14 protein-coding genes are annotated in these 16892 nt (G+C 71.8%); 12 read left to right on the top strand and 2 right to left on the bottom strand.

All coding sequences use genetic code 11. The features are described 5' to 3' along the window. Nucleotides 1-149 precede the first annotated feature (149 nt). Complete coding sequence (locus ACZ5NW_RS34910) at nucleotides 150-686, bottom strand: HNH endonuclease (RefSeq protein WP_468748040.1); 537 nt, start codon at nucleotides 684-686, stop codon at nucleotides 150-152. A 303-nt stretch (nucleotides 687-989) separates the two neighbouring features. Here ACZ5NW_RS34910 and ACZ5NW_RS34915 point away from each other — a divergent pair, with 303 nt between their 5' ends. Then, nucleotides 990-2099: a mechanosensitive ion channel family protein gene (locus ACZ5NW_RS34915; protein ID WP_468748041.1), complete on the top strand. Its 1110-nt coding sequence runs from the start codon at nucleotides 990-992 to the stop codon at nucleotides 2097-2099. 153 nt (nucleotides 2100-2252) lie between these two features. Beyond that, entirely contained in the window at nucleotides 2253-2870 is a 618-nt protein-coding gene (locus ACZ5NW_RS34920; RefSeq protein WP_468748042.1) for a Uma2 family endonuclease, read from the top strand. Here the strand turns inward: ACZ5NW_RS34920 and ACZ5NW_RS34925 are convergent. Beyond that, nucleotides 2831-3415: a hypothetical protein gene (locus tag ACZ5NW_RS34925; RefSeq protein ID WP_468748043.1), complete on the bottom strand. Its 585-nt coding sequence runs from the start codon at nucleotides 3413-3415 to the stop codon at nucleotides 2831-2833. The genes ACZ5NW_RS34920 and ACZ5NW_RS34925 overlap by 40 nt on opposite strands. 208 nt (nucleotides 3416-3623) lie before the next feature. On the opposite strand from ACZ5NW_RS34925, the gene ACZ5NW_RS34930 reads away from it, so the two are divergent. The 10 genes from ACZ5NW_RS34930 to ACZ5NW_RS34975 all read left to right on the top strand — a co-directional run bounded on the left by ACZ5NW_RS34930 (nucleotide 3624) and on the right by ACZ5NW_RS34975 (nucleotide 16889). Next, a complete protein-coding gene (locus tag ACZ5NW_RS34930; RefSeq protein WP_468748044.1) occupies nucleotides 3624-4835 on the top strand; it encodes an ROK family transcriptional regulator in 1212 nt (403 codons plus the stop codon). A 66-nt stretch (nucleotides 4836-4901) separates the two neighbouring features. Continuing rightward, the gene (locus ACZ5NW_RS34935; protein ID WP_468748045.1) at nucleotides 4902-6251 is read left to right on the top strand and encodes an ABC transporter substrate-binding protein; all 1350 of its coding nucleotides are present in this window, start codon (nucleotides 4902-4904) and stop codon (nucleotides 6249-6251) included. Continuing rightward, nucleotides 6251-7195, top strand: coding sequence for a carbohydrate ABC transporter permease (locus tag ACZ5NW_RS34940; RefSeq protein WP_468748046.1), 945 nt, complete (start codon nucleotides 6251-6253; stop codon nucleotides 7193-7195). The genes ACZ5NW_RS34935 and ACZ5NW_RS34940 overlap by 1 nt, the downstream gene beginning before the upstream one ends. A 3-nt stretch (nucleotides 7196-7198) precedes the next feature. After that, on the top strand, nucleotides 7199-8089 hold the full coding sequence (locus tag ACZ5NW_RS34945; RefSeq protein ID WP_468748047.1) for a carbohydrate ABC transporter permease: 891 nt from the start codon (nucleotides 7199-7201) through the stop codon (nucleotides 8087-8089). 6 nt (nucleotides 8090-8095) lie between these two features. After that, the gene (locus ACZ5NW_RS34950; RefSeq protein WP_468748048.1) at nucleotides 8096-9361 is read left to right on the top strand and encodes a 6-phospho-beta-glucosidase; all 1266 of its coding nucleotides are present in this window, start codon (nucleotides 8096-8098) and stop codon (nucleotides 9359-9361) included. Beyond that, on the top strand, nucleotides 9352-10323 hold the full coding sequence (locus ACZ5NW_RS34955; RefSeq protein WP_468748049.1) for an N-acetylglucosamine kinase: 972 nt from the start codon (nucleotides 9352-9354) through the stop codon (nucleotides 10321-10323). The genes ACZ5NW_RS34950 and ACZ5NW_RS34955 overlap by 10 nt, the downstream gene beginning before the upstream one ends. Nucleotides 10324-10533: 210 nt before the next feature. Beyond that, entirely contained in the window at nucleotides 10534-11973 is a 1440-nt protein-coding gene (locus ACZ5NW_RS34960; RefSeq protein ID WP_468748050.1) for a hypothetical protein, read from the top strand. A 17-nt stretch (nucleotides 11974-11990) separates the two neighbouring features. Further along, the gene (locus ACZ5NW_RS34965; protein ID WP_468748051.1) at nucleotides 11991-13028 is read left to right on the top strand and encodes a glutamate ABC transporter substrate-binding protein; all 1038 of its coding nucleotides are present in this window, start codon (nucleotides 11991-11993) and stop codon (nucleotides 13026-13028) included. 55 nt (nucleotides 13029-13083) lie between these two features. After that, on the top strand, nucleotides 13084-14415 hold the full coding sequence (locus ACZ5NW_RS34970) for a coiled-coil domain-containing protein (RefSeq protein ID WP_468748052.1): 1332 nt from the start codon (nucleotides 13084-13086) through the stop codon (nucleotides 14413-14415). Then, nucleotides 14412-16889, top strand: a complete 2478-nt coding sequence (locus ACZ5NW_RS34975) for a serine/threonine-protein kinase (protein ID WP_468748053.1) — start codon at nucleotides 14412-14414, stop codon at nucleotides 16887-16889. The genes ACZ5NW_RS34970 and ACZ5NW_RS34975 overlap by 4 nt, the downstream gene beginning before the upstream one ends. Nucleotides 16890-16892 lie beyond the last annotated feature (3 nt).

The following is a 16892-nucleotide window of genomic DNA, read 5'->3' on the forward strand; positions in this document are numbered from 1 at the left end:
TAGCCCTTTTCGCCCTTGGACCACAGCGCACAACCCCCCCACACCACCCCCCCCCCCCCCCCCCCCCCCCCCCCCTCACCCCCCCCCCCCCCCCCCCCCCCCCCCTGGGCCGGCGGGCCGGACGGCCGGGTGCACGAAGGCCCGGATCGTCAGGCGGAGATGCCGTCGATCCGGGCCAGGGCGTCGTCCGCGCCGTACGGCTGCAGGTAGGGCAGCCAGCGCGGATCCCTGTGGCCGGTCCCGATGATGCGCCAGGCCAGGCCGGTCGGGGGAGCGGGTTTGTGGCGCAGCCGCCAGCCGATCTCGCCGAGGTGGCGGTCGGCCTTGACGTGGTTGCAGCGGCGGCACGAGGCCACCACGTTGTCCCAGACGTGCTTGCCCCCGCGACTGCGCGGGATGACGTGGTCGACGCTGGTTGCGACGCCACCGCAGTACATGCACCGGCCCCCGTCGCGCGCGAAGAGCGCCCTGCGGGTCAGAGGAACGGGCCCCCGATAGGGAACCCGGACGAATCGCTTGAGCCGGACCACGCTGGGTGCGGGGACTGTGACGGTCGCGCTGTGCATGAAGGCGCCGGATTCCTCCAGGGAGACTGCCTTGTTCTCCAGGACGAGGACGAGCGCGCGGCGGAGCGGTACGACGCCGAGGGGCTCGTACGACGCGTTGAGGACCAGGACATGCGGCACGGATGCCTCCTTGTACGCCGGCGGCGCGTGGCTCGCGCCGGGACGATCTGCAGTCAGTCTCCCCTCATGCCTGGTGAACGCGCCACCATGTCCCGGTAACGGGCTGGGAGTGTTTTCGACCACATCCGATGCATGCCCCGCTTGACAGACGGTTCAAGCGCAGGTGAGCACGGTCTCTCCTCAGCGCATCCGGCGGACCCGCACACTGTGCCCCGTTAGTGTGGTGACCCTGCCCGCGCGGTGACCTTTTCGTGACCTTGCCGATGTGCCGTGCCCGGGCCGCCGCACCTGGAGGTACCTGCCGTGTCCTTGTCCGCCGTCCTGCTGGCCGCCGGTTCGTCACCGTCGCCGTCGCCGACCCCGTCGGAGTCGCCGACCGTGACGGTGCCCACACTGCAGGACGCCCAGGAGAGTGCGACGAACGCCGCCGGCTGGGTCGAGGAGAACTGGTCGACGTGGCTCGCGATCGGGCTGCGGGTGCTGCTGATCCTGGTGATCGCGGCGGTGCTGCGGGTGTTCGTGCGGCGGGCGATCACCAAGCTGATAGACCGGATGAACCGCACGGTCCAGGCGGTCGACGGGACGGCGCTGGGCGGGCTGCTGGTCAACGCCGAGCGGCGCCGGCAGCGGTCGCAGGCGATCGGCTCGGTGCTGCGGTCGGTGGCGAGCTTCCTCATCCTCGGCACGGCCGCGCTGATGGTCCTGGCGACCTTCGAGATCAATCTGGCGCCGCTGCTGGCGTCCGCCGGTGTCGCGGGTGTGGCGATCGGTTTCGGCGCGCGGAACCTGGTCACGGACTTCCTGTCCGGCGTGTTCATGATCCTGGAGGACCAGTACGGCGTCGGCGACCAGATCGACGCGGGGGTGGCCTCGGGCGAGGTCGTCGAGGTCGGGCTGCGGGTGACGAAGCTGCGCGGCGACAACGGGGAGATCTGGTACGTCCGCAACGGCGAGGTGAAGCGGATCGGCAATCTCTCGCAGGGGTGGGCGACGGCCGGCGTGGATGTGACCGTGCGGTCCTCGGAGGACCTGGACCGGGTGAAGGCCACGCTGAGCGAGGTCGCCGAGCGGATGGGCAAGGAGGAGCCGTGGAACGAGCTCCTGTGGAGCCCGATCGAGGTCCTCGGCCTGGACAGTGTGCTGCTGGACTCGATGGTGGTCCGCGTCTCCGCGAAGACGATGCCCGGCAAGTCGCTGTCCGTGGAACGCGAGCTGCGCTGGCGCATCAAGCGGGCCTTCGACGCGGCGAGCATCCGCATCGTGGGCGGCGGGACGGCCCCGGCGGAGGAGGAACCCCCGGCCGACCCGACGGCGACGATCGCGGCCCCGTCGGCCTTCGCCAACGCCGATTCCCCGCAGGCGGCTGCGGCGACCCCGATAGCGCCGCAGCGGACGGCTCCGCCGGCGAAGTAAGAACGGGCGGGGGTCTCCGCGGAACGGTTTCAGCACACTCGTTCGAGTGAACGGTTGGGGCATTCCGGCGCCGGAAGCGCGCGGAGTGCCCCATCGTTCTGCCGGGGCATCCAACGCAGGCTTAGCCTGGCAGCAGCGTGGCGAGGAGAAGCGATGAGCGCCGAACCGATCATGGAGCCGGTCATGACGCAGGACCCCATCGACCTGTTGATCGCGTTCGAAGAGGCGTCGTCGACGCCGATTCGACCGGAGTATGTCGAGGGGACGGTCATCGTGCCGCCGCAACCGAACGACAACCACAACCACGGCGCTGGGGAGCTGTTCTACCAGTTCCGGGTAGCCGGATTCGACCTTGTGGGATTCGGCAACGGCTACCGAGCCGCCGACGCGGACGGCAAGACGACGGCCCTGATCATTCCGGACTTCTATGTCCGCCGCCGCCGAGCGACTGAACTCGACGAGTCGTACCGCAAGGTCAACAAGGGCTGGTACCCCATTGACATGATCGCCCTCGTCGGCGAGGTCACTTCCACCAACCATGAAACCGACACCGGCCCCAAGTTCCGCACCTACGCAGCGGCTGGAATCCCGATCTACGTCCTCATCGACCGCCACTCCAAGACTGCCCACTGCTTCACCGGCCCCGTCCTCCCCGGCGACGACCCCACCGAGGCCTACTACGCCACCGACACCAAGGTGACCCTCGGCGACCCGCTCCCCCTCCCGGCCCCCTACCCCGCCCTCGACACCGCCCCGTTCGTCGGGGACTGATCCGGGGTCAGGGTGCGCAGGACCTGGCAGGCCGCGATGAAGGACGTGCCCGCGCGGAGGCCCGCCGCGCCCCGGTAGCCGTAGCCCGCGCGCAGCTCCAGTTGCGCGGCACCCGCGCCCCCGACCCAGCTCACCCGTCCCGGGATCTCGCCGGGGCCGCGGTGGGGGCGCCAGAGGAAGTCGGCCTCCCAGTCGCCGTTCTCCCCGTCCCGTGACGTCACACGGGTCGCCCGTTCCGAGGAGCGCAGGGCCGCGAGGACGCCGTCCCGGTCGGCGCCGGGGACGGGGAATTCCTGCCGGTGGTCCAGTGCCGCCGCCGTGGCCCGTACCCCGGCGCCCCGGGCGCGGCGGGCCAGGGAGCAGTACGCCGCCACCGCCCACACGAGCGCGAAGGCCGGCCAGATCAGCCCAACCTCCGCCGTCTGGGCCAGGTTGTGCCAGGACCAGCCGTCGTTGGAGAGGTCCAGCAGGGCCTGGATCACCATGATCGGGATCAGATGACCGAGGGCGATCCCCCAGAGCCGCAGCAGCAGAGAACGTCTCACGGTCCGCATCCAAGGGCAGAAGTCCCTGACGGCTCAACCAACAAGAAACGAAACAGTCCCTTGACGCCTTCCGCGCCCGGCCTTACGGTCCTCCCATCGATAGGAAACTTTCCTAACAGAGCCCGCAGCAGGCCGCCCCCGCAGACCGCGGTTGGACAGCCCTCCCACCTCACTGAAAAGCTGAGCGGCTGAAAGGCAGGTGTCGACCATGGCAGGAACCGCCGGAACGCCGGGAACGCCACGCGTGCTGCGCGCCATGAACGACCGGGCCGCGCTCGACCTGCTGCTGGAGCACGGCCCCCTCTCCCGCACCCGCATCGGCAAGCTCACCGGCCTGTCCAAGCCCACCGCCTCCCAGCTCCTCGCCCGCCTGGAGTCCGCCGGCCTCGTCCTCGCCACCGGCACCAGCGAGGGCCGCCCCGGCCCCAACGCCCAGCTGTACGAGGTGAACCCGGGCGCCGGACACGCCGCCGGCCTGGACGTCACCCCCGACCGGGTGCTCGCCGCCGTCGCCGACATCACCGGCCGTACCGTCGGCACCCACGAGGTGCCCGCCCCGGGCCGCAAGACCGCCGAGGCCGTCGTACGGCAGGTCACCGACGCGCTCGACGGAGCGGTGAAGGCCGCGGGACTCGCCCGGGACGACGTGCGGCGGCTGGTCGTCGCCACGCCCGGCGCCTTCGACCCCACCACCGGCCGACTGCGCTACGCCTCGCACCTGCCCGGCTGGCACTCCCCCGCGCTCCTCGACGAGATCGCCGCCGCCCTGCCGATGCCCGTCGAGTACGAGAACGACGTCAACCTCGTCGCGATCGCCGAACAGCGCCTCGGCGCTGCCCGCGGCCACGACGACTTCGTGCTGCTGTGGAACCAGGAGGGGCTGGGCGCCGCCCTGGTCCTGGGCGGCCGGCTGCACCGCGGCTGGACCGGCGGCGCGGGCGAGGTGGGTTTCCTGCCGGTTCCCGGCGCGCCCCTCGTCCGCCATGTCACCAAAGCCAACAGTGGCGGCTACCAGGAGCTGGCCGGCTCCCAGGCCATCCCCCAGCTCGCCCTCCAACTCGGCATGAACGACATCCCCTCGGGGCCGTACGCCGACGCCGCCGCCGCTCTGGTCCGGCGTGCCGCCACCGAGGACACCGTTCTGAACCGGCTGCTGCTCCAGACGTACGCGACCCGGCTCGCGACCGGTCTCGCCTCGCTGGTGTCCGTCCTCGACCCCGAACTCGTCGTGCTGAGCGGCGCCTCGCTGACCGCCGGCGGCGAGACCCTGCGCGCCCTCGTCCAGGACGAGCTGGCGGAGCTGGCCGCGTCCCGGCCGAGGCTCGTCGTGGGCGGCGTACAGGAACACCCCGTGCTGCGCGGCGCGTTGGAGAGCGCGCTCGCCGCCACCCGTGACGAGGTCTTCGACACCTCCCGCTGACCCACCCCCTCCCCCCACGGCTCACCTCACCACCACCTCACCGCCCTGCCCCTGGGAGGCCCCGTCATGCCCACAGCCCTGCCCTCAGCCGCCCGGAAAGCGGCTTTCGCCCTGACTGCCGCCACCGCGCTGGCCCTGCTCACGACCGCCTGTACCGGCCAGTCCTCCGCTGGCGCCGACGACGACGCGTCCAAGGAGACGACGATCACCTTCTGGCACGCCTGGAGCGCGCCGAACGAGGTCAAGGCCGTCAAGGACCTGGTCGCCGGCTTCGAGAAGGCGCACCCCAACATCCATGTGGACGTCGTCGGCAACATGACCGACGACAAGATCAACCAGGCGCTGCGCGCGGGCGGTTCCAAGGCGCCCGACGTGATCTCGTCGTTCACCACCAACAACGTGGGCAAGTTCTGCTCGTCGGGCGCGCTGATCGACCTCACCCCGTTCTTCAAGAAGTCGGGCATCGACCCGGAGAAGACGTTCCCGAAGGCGATGAACGAGTACACGCAGTTCGAGGGCGACCGCTGTGCGGTGCCGCTGCTGGGTGACGCCTACGGCCTCTACTACAACAAGACGGCGTTCCAGCAGGCCGGCATCGCGGCCCCGCCGAAGACGTGGTCCGAGTTCGAGGCCGACGCCAAGAAGTTGACGATCCCTCAGGGCGAGGGATTCCAGCGGGTCGGGTTCATGCCGCTCTACCACGGCTGGGAGTCCACCACCGAGCACTACCTCGGCCAGTTCTCCCCCACCTACTTCGCCAAGGACGGCACGTCGCAGGTGGGGACGGACCCCGCGTTCGAGGCCGGGTTCACCCTCCAGAAGAAGCTCGTCGACGACCTCGGCGGGTACCGGAAGCTGGAGAAGTTCCGCGCCGGCCTCGGCGACGAGTGGGGCCCCAAGCACCCCTTCCACACCGGTCAGGTCGCCATGCAGCTCGACGGCGAGTGGCGCCTCGGCATGGCCGAGGAGGCGAAGCCGGGCTTCGAGATCGGCGTGGCCCCGCTGCCCGTCCCCGACGACCGGGCCGACCAGTACGGCAAGGGCTACATCACCGGCACCATCGCCGGCGTCGCCGCCACCAGCCAGAAGCAGAACGCGGCCTGGGAACTGGTGAAGTACATGACCACCGACACGGACGCGGTGGTGGCCTTCTCCAACGCCATCCACAACGTGCCCTCCACCCTGGCGGCCCTGAAGTCCCCGAAGCTCACGTTCGACCCGCGCTTCAAGACGTTCCTGGACATCGCGGCGAACCCGAACTCGACGACCTCCCCCGCGACCGTCAACGGCGGTGTCTACCTCGCCACGATCCAGCAGTTCGGCTACGACTACGAGAGCGGCAAGGTCAAGGACCTGAAGGCCGGTCTGAAGAAGACGGCCGCGCAGATCGACACGGACATCGCGCAGGCGAAGTGATGGCCGCGCCCACCACCCTGGCGTCCAAGCGCCGCCGCGCGGCGCTGCGGACTGTTGCCTTTCTTTCCCCCTGGCTGATCGGCTTCTCGGTCTTCTTCGCCTATCCGCTGCTGTCGACGGTCTACTTCTCGTTCATGCACTACGACGGCTTCAAGCCGCCGACGTGGAGCGGCACGAAGAACTGGACCTATGTCTTCGAGCACTACCCCTACTTCTGGCCGGCGCTGCGCAACACGCTCTGGCTGGTGCTCGTGATGGTCACCCTCCGGGTCGCCTTCGGCCTGGGCGTGGGCCTGCTCATCACGAAGATCAAGACGGGCACGGGTGTCTTCCGCACCCTGTTCTATCTGCCCTATCTGGCCCCGCCGGTGGCCGCGACGATGGCGTTCGCGTTCCTGCTGAACCCGGGTACGGGTCCGGTGAACTCGATGCTGGAGAAGATCGGCGTCCCGGCGCCGGGCTGGTTCAACGACCCCTCCTGGTCCAAGCCGGCGCTCACCCTGCTGGCCCTGTGGGGCGTCGGCGACCTCATGGTCATCTTCATGGCCGCGCTGCTCGACGTGCCGAGGGAGCAGTACGAGGCGGCGGAGCTGGACGGGGCGACGGCGTGGCAGCGGTTCCGGTACGTGACGCTGCCGAACATCTCCCCGATCGTGATGTTCGCCGTCGTCACCGGGGTCATCCAGACCATGCAGTACTACACACAGCCGCTGGTGGCGGGGAAGGTCGCCTCGGGTGTGATCCAGGGCGCCGGCACCCTGTTCGAGCCCGGCTACCCGGAGCACTCCACGCTCACCCTTCCCCAGCTCGTCTACAACCTCGGCTTCCAGCGCTTCGACTACGGCTCCGCGTGCGTGGTGGCGCTGGTGCTGTTCGCCCTGTCGATGGCGTTCACGGCGCTGCTGATGCGCCGCCGGGGCGGGCTCATCCAGGCAGGTGACTGACGTATGACCCAAGTACTGGACCGGCCGGTCGAGTTGACGGCGTCCACACCGGCGGCGCGGACCGCGCGGCGCCGGGCCGTCCTGGAGTGGGTCGCGGTCCACTCGCTCGGGATCGCGGCCGCGCTGTTCTTCACGCTCCCCTTCGTGTTCGTCGTCCTGACCTCGCTGATGAGCGACAGTCAGGCCCTGAGCCGGGATCTGGTCCCGGACACCTGGCAGTGGGACAACTACCGGAAGGTCTTCGACACCCCCGGCTTCCTGACGTGGTGGCGCAACACCCTGCTCTACGCCGGACTGGGAACGGTCCTGACCGTCGTGTCCTCGATCCCGGTGGCGTACGCGCTGGCCAAGTTCCGCTTCCGGGGCCGGAACCTGGCGCTGATGCTGGTGATCTCGATGATGATGCTGCCGCCGCAGGTGGTCGTCATCCCGATGTACCTGTTCTGGGCGAAGCAGCTGGACCTGTCCGGCACACTGTGGCCGCTGATCGTGCCGATGGCGTTCGGGGACGCGTTCTCGATCTTCCTGCTGCGGCAGTTCCTGACGACGATCCCCGACGAGTACGTCGACGCGGCCAAGGTCGACGGCTGCGGCGATCTGCGCACCCTGCTCAGGGTGGTGATCCCGATGGCGAAGCCGGGGATCGCGGCCGTCGCCCTGTTCCAGTTCTTCTACGCCTGGAACGACTACTTCGGCCCCCAGATCTACGCCTCGGAGAACCCCGGCGCCTGGACCCTGTCCTACGGCCTGGAGTCGTTCAAGGGCATGCACCACACCGACTGGAACCTCACCATGGCCGCCACCGTGCTGGTCATGGCCCCCGTGATCCTCGTGTTCTTCTTCGCGCAGAAGGCGTTCGTCGAGGGTGTCACGCTGACCGGAGTGAAGGGCTGACCGGTAATGAAGCTAACAGTGGTCGGCGGAGGCTCGACCTACACCCCCGAACTCGTCGACGGCTTCGCCCGTCTCAGGGACACCCTGCCCGTCGAGGAACTGGTCCTCGTCGACCCGGCGGCCGAACGCCTGGAGCTGGTGGGCGGCCTGGCCCGCCGGATCCTCGCCCGTCAGGGGCACCCGGGCCGGATCGTCACCACCGCCGACCTGGACGCGGGCGTCGAGGGCGCCGACGCGGTGCTGCTCCAGCTGCGGATCGGCGGGCAGGCGGCGCGCGAGCAGGACGAGACATGGCCGCTGGAGTGCGGCTGCGTCGGGCAGGAGACGACCGGCGCGGGCGGCCTCGCCAAGGCGCTGCGCACGGTCCCGGTGGTCCTCGACATCGCGGAGCGGGTGCGCCGCACCAACCCGGACGCGTGGATCATCGACTTCACCAATCCGGTCGGCATCGTCACGCGCGCGTTGCTGCGGGCCGGCCACAAGGCGGTCGGCCTGTGCAATGTGGCGATCGGCTTCCAGCGCCGGTTCGCGGCGCGGCTGGGTGTGGCGCCGGCCGACGTCCACCTCGACCACGTGGGCCTGAACCACCTCACCTGGGAGACCGGGGTGCGGCTGGGCGGGCCGGAGGGCGAGGACGTGCTGCCGCGCCTGCTCGCCGAGCACGGCGAGGACATCGCGGCCGACCTGCGGCTGCCGCGCCCGCTCCTGGACCGGCTGGGCGTGGTCCCGTCGTACTACCTGCGCTACTACTACGCGCACGACGAGGTCGTCGAGGAGCTGCGCGCCAAGCCGTCCAGGGCGGCCGAAGTGGCCGAGATGGAACGGCGGTTGCTGGAGCTGTACGCCGATCCGGCGCTGGACGAGAAGCCGGAGCTGCTGGCCCGCAGGGGCGGCGCCTACTACTCGGAGGCCGCGGTGGACCTGGCGGCGGCGCTGCTGGGCGGCGGGGGCAGCCCGTACCAGGTGGTGAACACGTACAACCACGGCACGCTGCCCTTCCTGCCGCCGGACGCGGTGATCGAGGTGCAGGCGGCGGTGGGCGCCAAGGGACCCACGCCGCTGCCGGTGCCGCCGCCCGACCCGCTGTTCGCGGGCCTCATGGCGGGCGTGACGGCGTACGAGGAGCTGGCGCTGGACGCGGCCATCAGGGGCGGCCGGGAGCGGGTCTTCCGGGCGCTGCTCGCGCACCCGCTGGTCGGCCAGTACGCCGCCGCGGAGGCGCTCACCGACCGGCTGGTCGCACACAACCGGGAGCACCTCGCGTGGGCCTGACCGCAAGCGTCCTCGCCATCGACGCGGGCAACAGCAAGACCGACGTGGCGGTGGTGGCGGCCGACGGCGAGGTGCTGGCAACGGCGCGCGGCGGCGGGTTCCGGCCGCCGGCGGTCGGCGTGGACCGGGCCGTGGCCGCGCTCGCGGAGACGGTCACGCGCGCGTACCGGGCGGCCGGGGTGGACGCGGCCGCCCATGTCTCGGCCTGCCTGGCCAACGCGGACCTCCCCGTGGAGGAGGAACGACTGACGGCCGCGCTGCACGCGCGCGCGTGGGCGCCCTCCGTGGAGGTGCGCAACGACACCTTCGCGATCCTGCGCGCGGGGGTCGCCGAGCCGCGCGGGGTCGCCGTGGTGTGCGGGGCCGGCATCAACTGCGTGGGGATGCGCCCCGACGGCCGTACGGCCCGCTTCCCCGCGCTGGGCCGGGTCTCCGGGGACTGGGGCGGCGGCTGGGGCCTCGCGGAGGAGGCGCTGTGGTACGCGGCGCGGGCCGGGGACGGCAGGGGCGAGCCGACGGAACTGGAAAGAACCCTGCCCGCCCACTTCGGCCTGGACTCCATGCCCGCGCTGATCGAGGCGCTGCACCTGGAGGGCATCGAGCCGCACCGCCGGCACGAGCTGACGCCGGTGCTGTTCGCCACGGCGGCGCGGGGCGACCGGATCGCGCGGGCGGTCGTCGACCGGCTCGCCGAGGAGGTGGTGGCCATGGCGGTGGTCGCGCTCACCCGGCTCGATCTGCTCCAGGAGGAGACACCGGTCCTGCTGGGCGGCGGTGTCCTGACCGCGGGACACGCCCAACTCGACGACCGTATAAGGGACTTGCTGGCAGCACGGGCGCCGAAGGCGGTGCCCGAGGTGGTGCGGGCGAGCCCGGTGCTGGGCGCGGCGCTGCTGGGGCTGGACCGCGTGGGAGCGGGACCGCGGGCCCACACGCGCGTGCGCGAGCACTACGAACGCTGAGGCGGGAGGGGCGAGAACGCCGGGGCAGGGGGAACCGAACACCAACGCGGAACGTGTTCCAGGACGAGAGGGTGGTGCGGGACGTCGCGACGTGACCGAACCCGGGCGGCCTCGCTGCGATCCGATCAAGATCCAGTGAAGGCCGGTGCGGATGTCGGTCCCGGCAGGGATACTTGCGGCGAGAGTTGACCATGGGGGAGGTCGGACGTGATGAACCCGCCGAAGAGCAGCACGGCGCCACCGGGTTCCGCCGCGCCCGCCGCATCCCCCGCGCCCGCGATCCCGTCCCAGTCCGGAGCCCCTGGAACACCTCCTCCGGCCCGCGCGCCGCAGGCCCGCCGCACGGCCTTCGCCGAGGGCGTCGACCGGGTGCGGGCCGCCGCCACCACCGAGCCCGGCCGGCTGCGGGCCATCGGCGCGGTCCTCGCCCTCCTCGTCGTCGCCTTCGGCGCCGTCACGGCCTGGCAGACCGCCGACCGGGCGAGCGCGGCCGACGCCGTCCTGCACCGGAGCCAGCCGCTGAGCACCGCCGCGGCCGACATCTACCGCTCTCTCGCGGACGCCAACACGGCGGCCTCCAGCGGCTTCCTGGCGGGCGGCCAGGAGACGGCGGACACCCGGCAGCGCTACGAGCGGGACATCGACACGGCCGCCCAGAAACTCGTCACCGCGGCCAACAACTCCGACCCCGGCTCCCCCTCGGCCGCGGCGATCACCAAGCTCAACACGCTGCTCCCGGAGTACAAGGGCCTGGTCGAGCGCGCCCGCACCTACAACCGCCAGGGCTTCCCGGTCGGCGGCGCCTATCTGCGCTACGCCAACCAGAAGATGCAGGACGAGATGCTCCCGGCGGCCGAGGATCTCTACAAGAAGGAGAACCAGCGGCTCAAGGACGACTACGCGGACGCGACCCCGTACCCGTGGGTGGCGATCGCGCTCGGCGTCCTCGTCCTGGCCGCGCTCGCGTGGGCGCAGGTGCGCACCTACCGGCGGACGAACCGGGTCCTCAACCAGGGCCTGGTCGCGGCGACATCGGCCGCCACGGTCGTACTGCTGTGGCTGGTCGTCGGCCACACCGTCGCGCGCGCGGGCCTGAACGACTCCTACGACCACGGCGTCCGCTCCCTGAACGTGCTGCACGACGCCCGGATCGCCTCCCTCAAGGCGCGCGGCAACGAGAACCTGACGCTGGTCGCGCGCGGCGCCGAGACGGAGAAGGCCGGCACGAGGACGGTCGACCGGTTCGACCACTCCTTCTCCGAGGACATGGGCCTGCTCGGCAAGGGCCTCGCCCAGGCGGCGCGGCTCGCCGACGACCGGACGGGCGCCCAGCCGGTCACCGCGGCCGAGGGCAATATGACGGAGTGGAAGAAGCGCCACACCGCCGCCCGCGCCCAGGACGACAACGGCAACTACGAGCAGGCGCTGGCCCTGGTGATCGGCGGCAAGGGCGCGACCGGCGAGTGCTTCGACAGCGTGGACGCCAACCTCGCGAAGGCGCTCGACCACGAGCAGAGCGAGTTCCAGCGGGCGGCCGGTGACGGTCTGGACGCGATGGGCGGGCTGTCGGTGGGCGCCGCCGTCCTCGCCGTCCTGGGTGCCGCGGGCGCGGTCCTCGGCATCGGCCGCAGGCTGTCGGAGTACCGGTGAGAGGGGGCGTGGCGACGATGCGTACGCGACGGGTGCGGGACGCTCTGCGGGGCTGGGGCGGAGTGGGTGCCATGGCGGTCGTCTGCGCCCTCGCGCTGGCGTTCGTCCTGCTGCTGCCGACGGTCGGCTCGCACGGCGGGCACGGCGACGGCAGCACCGGTGTGAGCGGCCCCGGCACCGGCACGGGCACCCCGGCGGCCGACACGACGTGCACGGCGCCCGAGCGGCAGACGCTCGCGCCGTCGGGCGCGGACGGGCCGACGATCGCGGCCATCAAGGCCCGCCAGGGCGAGAAGCGCAAGCTGATCGTCGGCGTCGACCAGAACAGCTACCGCTGGGGCTACCGCGACCCGAACAACTCCGGTGCGGCGCTGGAGGGTTTCGACATCGACCTGGTGCACCGGATCGCGCAGGACATCCTCGGCGACCCGAACGCGGTGCAGTTCAAGGCGATCCCGACCAACCAGCGCATCCCGGCGATCCAGGAGGGCCGGGTCGACATGGTGGTGCGCACGATGACGATCACCTGCGGCCGGCTGAAGGACGTCGCCTTCTCGGCGCCGTACTTCAGGACGGGGCAGCAGGTCCTGGCCCCCAAGTCCTCGACGATCAAGGGCTACGACACGACGCTGGCCGGCAAGAAGGTGTGCACGGCGGCCGGTTCGACGGCCAACACCCAGCTGCACGCGGACCAGCAGTCCGGCCGGCTGCCCGCGAGCACGGACCTCTCGCTCACCGTGCCCAACCAGCTGGACTGCCTGGTCCGCCTCCAACTCGGCGAGGCGGACGCGGTGGTGACCGACGGCGCGCTCGCCGCGAGCCAGGCCGCGCAGGACCCGACGGTGGAACTCAAGGGCGCGCCCTTCACGGCCGAGTACTACGGGGTGGCGATGAAGAAGGACGCCGACGATCTGGTGCGCCGGGTCAACCAGATCCTGGTGGCGTACCGCGCGAGCGGCTGGCAGGCGTCGTACGACACATGGCTGTCGGCGACACTGGGTGAGGACGCGACGGTGTCGCGGCCGCCCGCACCCCAGTATCTGCGCGCGAGCTGACGGAAGCGGGCAGAAAACCGGGCGACGGACAATCCACAGCAGCGAGAGGTGATCGATGGGCGTCACGGGACCCCCCGGGCCGGTAATGGACCGGGACGAGGTGGACCGTGCGCTGGCGCGGCTCGGCCAGGAGCACGAGGCGATCGAGACCTCGCTGCTGGCCCTCCAGGACCACGCGGGCCGCAGACTCCTCGAAGGGGCCGCGCTCACCGGCGTCACCCAGGAACGCTGGAGCGCCACGGAGGCGTCGATAACGCTGCTGTGGACGTACTTCGACGCGTACACGGCCGCGTTGCGCACGGCCCGCGAGATCCGTTCGCGGCGCCGCTGGTCCTCCCGCGAGGACCTGGTGGAGCTGACGGATCTGCTGCGCGGCGAGTCCGTCACGGTCGCGGGCTCCGCCGCCGCCACGGCGAACGCGCCCACGCTGCTCGGCACGGGCCGGCTCAGCCAGACGTTCTCCCTCACGGCCCTCGTCGACCGGATGAACGAGCTGTACGCGTCGTCGCTGGACATGGTCGTCGCCGCCGACGCGGTGTGGTCGGCGCTGCCCGCGCGGATCGATTTACTGGCCGCGGAACTCCAGCGCACGCGCAGGCTGGCGCACTCCGTGGGCGTGCGCCCCGGCGAGCATCCGGCGGGCGACGACCTGGAGCGCATCACGCGCACGCTCACCGCGCTGCGCGAGCAGGTGGTCTCCGATCCGCTCGCCTTCTGGCTGCCCGCGCAGGGCAGTTCGGCGCCCGGCGGCGGCCGCCCCGACACCACGGTCTACGACCGTGAGGCGCGCGCGCTGGAGGACGTGCGCCGGGAGATCGACGCCGTACTGACGGTCCGTCAGGACGCCGAGCAGCGGCTGGTGCGGCTGCGGGACGTGCTCAGCCGCGCGGACCGCACCCTCGCCGAGGCGCGCACCGCGCGCGGCGAGGTGCTGGCGAAGATCGCCGCGACGGAGGTGCCCGTGGTCAGCGGCCCGCCGACCGTGCTCCAGGAGCAACTGGCGACGGCCGCCGAGTACCGCCGGCAGGCGCAGTGGCACCGGCTGTCCCCGCTCCTGGAGGCCCTGGAGCAGAAGGCCGAGGACGAACTGCTGCGCGCCCGCGAGTCGTTGACCGCCGTCACCGCGCCGCTCGCGGTCCGTGCCGAGCTGCGCGGCCGCCTCGACGCGTACAAGGCGAAGGTGGCCCGGCACGGGCTCGCCGAGGACCCGTTCCTCATCGAGCGCTACGACGCGGCGCGCCGCATGCTGTGGAGCGCGCCCTGCGACCTGCGCGTCGCCGAACAGGCCGTCCTGCGCTACCAGCAGCTCGCCGCCGAACTCCTCGGCGGACCGCGCGTGCCGAACCAGGGCGGGCCCGAGGATCACAGGGGGGATGGCAGGTCATGAGTCAGGCAGGTCAGGCGTGCCAGCGGCCGGGCTGCGAGGGCGCCTACGAGGACATGGGCGGCGGCGAGCTGTACTGCGACACCTGTGGTCTCGCCCCGGTCGTCTCCGGCACGGGCATGGTCGGCTCGCCCTCGACCGGGATCACCGGCGGCGGCAAGGAGGCCTCCGCCGAGGGGAGTTCCCGCTCCTCCCGTACGTCCTCGCAGTCGTCGAAGTCGCGGCGCTCGGTCTCCGGGCGGCTGTCGCGCTCGCTGTCGGGGAAGTCGACCGGCCGCTCGGTGTCGGTGCGCAGCTCCGGCTCCACCGCCGGCTCCTCCGGGCGGGCCCGGCTCGGCGCCGGCCTGGTCAGCGTGCCGCAGGTGCCCCGGCCCGATCCGCGCGCGATGGTGCTGGAGAACCCCGAGGTGCCCGAGCGCAAGCGGTTCTGCTCGCGCTCCGACTGCGGTGCGCCGGTGGGTCGTTCGCGCGGTGAGCGGGAGGGGCGCACGGAGGGCTTCTGCACCAAGTGCGGCCATCCGTACTCCTTCGTGCCCAAGCTCGCGTCCGGCGACATCGTGCACGGGCAGTACGAGGTCGTGGGCTGTCTCGCGCACGGCGGCCTCGGCTGGGTCTATCTCGCCGTGGACCGGGCGGTCTCCGACCGGTGGGTCGTGCTGAAGGGCCTGCTGGACACCGGCGATCAGGACGCCATGGCCGCCGCGATCTCCGAGCGGCGCTTCCTCGCGGAGATCGAGCACGCCAACATCGTGCGGATCTACAACTTCGTGGAGCACCTCGACCAGCGGACGGGTTCGCTGGACGGGTACATCGTCATGGAGTACGTCGGCGGCAAGTCCCTCAAGGAGATCGCCAACGACCGCCGCACGGCCGACGGCCGCCGCGACCCGCTGCCGGTGGAACAGGCGTGCGCGTACGGCATCGAGGCCCTGGAGGCGCTCGGGCATCTGCACAGCCGCAACCTCCTCTACTGCGACTTCAAGGTCGACAACGCCATCCAGAGCGAGGACCAGCTCAAGCTGATCGACATGGGCGCGGTGCGGCGGATGGACGACGAGGAGTCCGCGATCTACGGCACGGTCGGCTACCAGGCGCCCGAGGTCGCCGACGTCGGCCCGTCCGTCGCCTCCGACCTGTACACGGTCGGCCGCACGCTCGCCGTCCTCACCTTCGACTTCCAGGGCTACACCACCGTCTACGCGGACTCGCTGCCCGACCCCGACAGCATCGAGGTGTTCCGCACCTACGAGTCCTTCTACCGGCTGCTGGTGCGGGCCACCGACCCCGATCCGGCGCGGCGGTTCGCCTCCGCGCAGGAGATGGCGGAGCAGCTGACGGGCGTGCTGCGGGAGGTCGTGTCCCTCCAGAGCGGCCAGGCCCGCCCGGCCCTGTCGACCCTGTTCGGCCCGGAGACCCGGGTGACGGACACGGAACTCGTCCCGAGACTGACGCAGGACGTGTCCCGACTCGGCGCACGTGCTTCCCGCAGGGCTTCGCCGGCTGCGACTCCGGCGGCCGCGGCGGCCGGGGCTCCCGGACTCGTCAAGGCCGTCGACTCCGCGGCGGCGGCGCTCGCGCTTCCCGTGCCGCACGTCGATCCCGGGGACCCCAACGCCGGTTTCCTCGCCGGGCTCATGGCCTCGGCCGCCGGCGAGCTGATCGCGGCCCTCGCGGCCGCGCCGGCCCCCTCCGTCGAGACACGGCTGCGGCAGGTGCGGGCCTGGCTGGAGAACGGCGACTTCGACGCCGCCCTCGCCACCCTGACCGAGCTGGAGGACGAACGGCGCGACGACTGGCGCGTGGTCTGGTACCGCGGCGTCGCCGCCCTCGTCACCGGCGACCAGGAGGGCGCCGCCCTCGCCTTCGACGCGATCTACGACGCGTTCCCCGGCGAACCCGCCCCCAAGCTCGCCCTCGGCCTGTGCGCGGAGATCCTCGGCCAGCTCGACAACGCCGCCGAGTACTACCGCCTGGTCTGGTCGACCGACCCCAGCTATGTGAGCGCCGCGTTCGGCCTCGCCCGCGTCCAACTCGCCGCCGGGGACCGCCGTAGCGCCGTACGGACCCTGGAGTCGGTGCCGGAGGCGTCCATCCACTACACCGCCGCGCGCGTGGCCGCCGTACGGGCGCGCCTGCGGCAGCGGACCGCCGCCGCCACGGACGTACCCTTCCTGGAGGACCTCACCGCCGCCGCGGCGCAGGTCGAGGCGCTGGACGCGTACGGGCTGGACCCGAACCGGCGCGAGCTGCTGTCCGCCGAAGTCCTCGGCAGCGCGCTGGACTGGATACTCTCCGGTGGCCGCGCCACCGCCCCGGACGCCCGGCGCACGCTGCTCGGCAGCGACCTGGACGAGCGGGGCCTGCGCTTCGGCCTGGAGCGCTCGTACCGCACGCTGGCCCGGCTGGCCACCGGCGGTGAGGAGAGGATCGAACTGGTGGAACGTGCCAACCGTTACCGCCCCCGGACGTGGGTGTAGTCG

This window comes from Streptomyces sp. NPDC032126 (genome assembly GCF_055580085.1).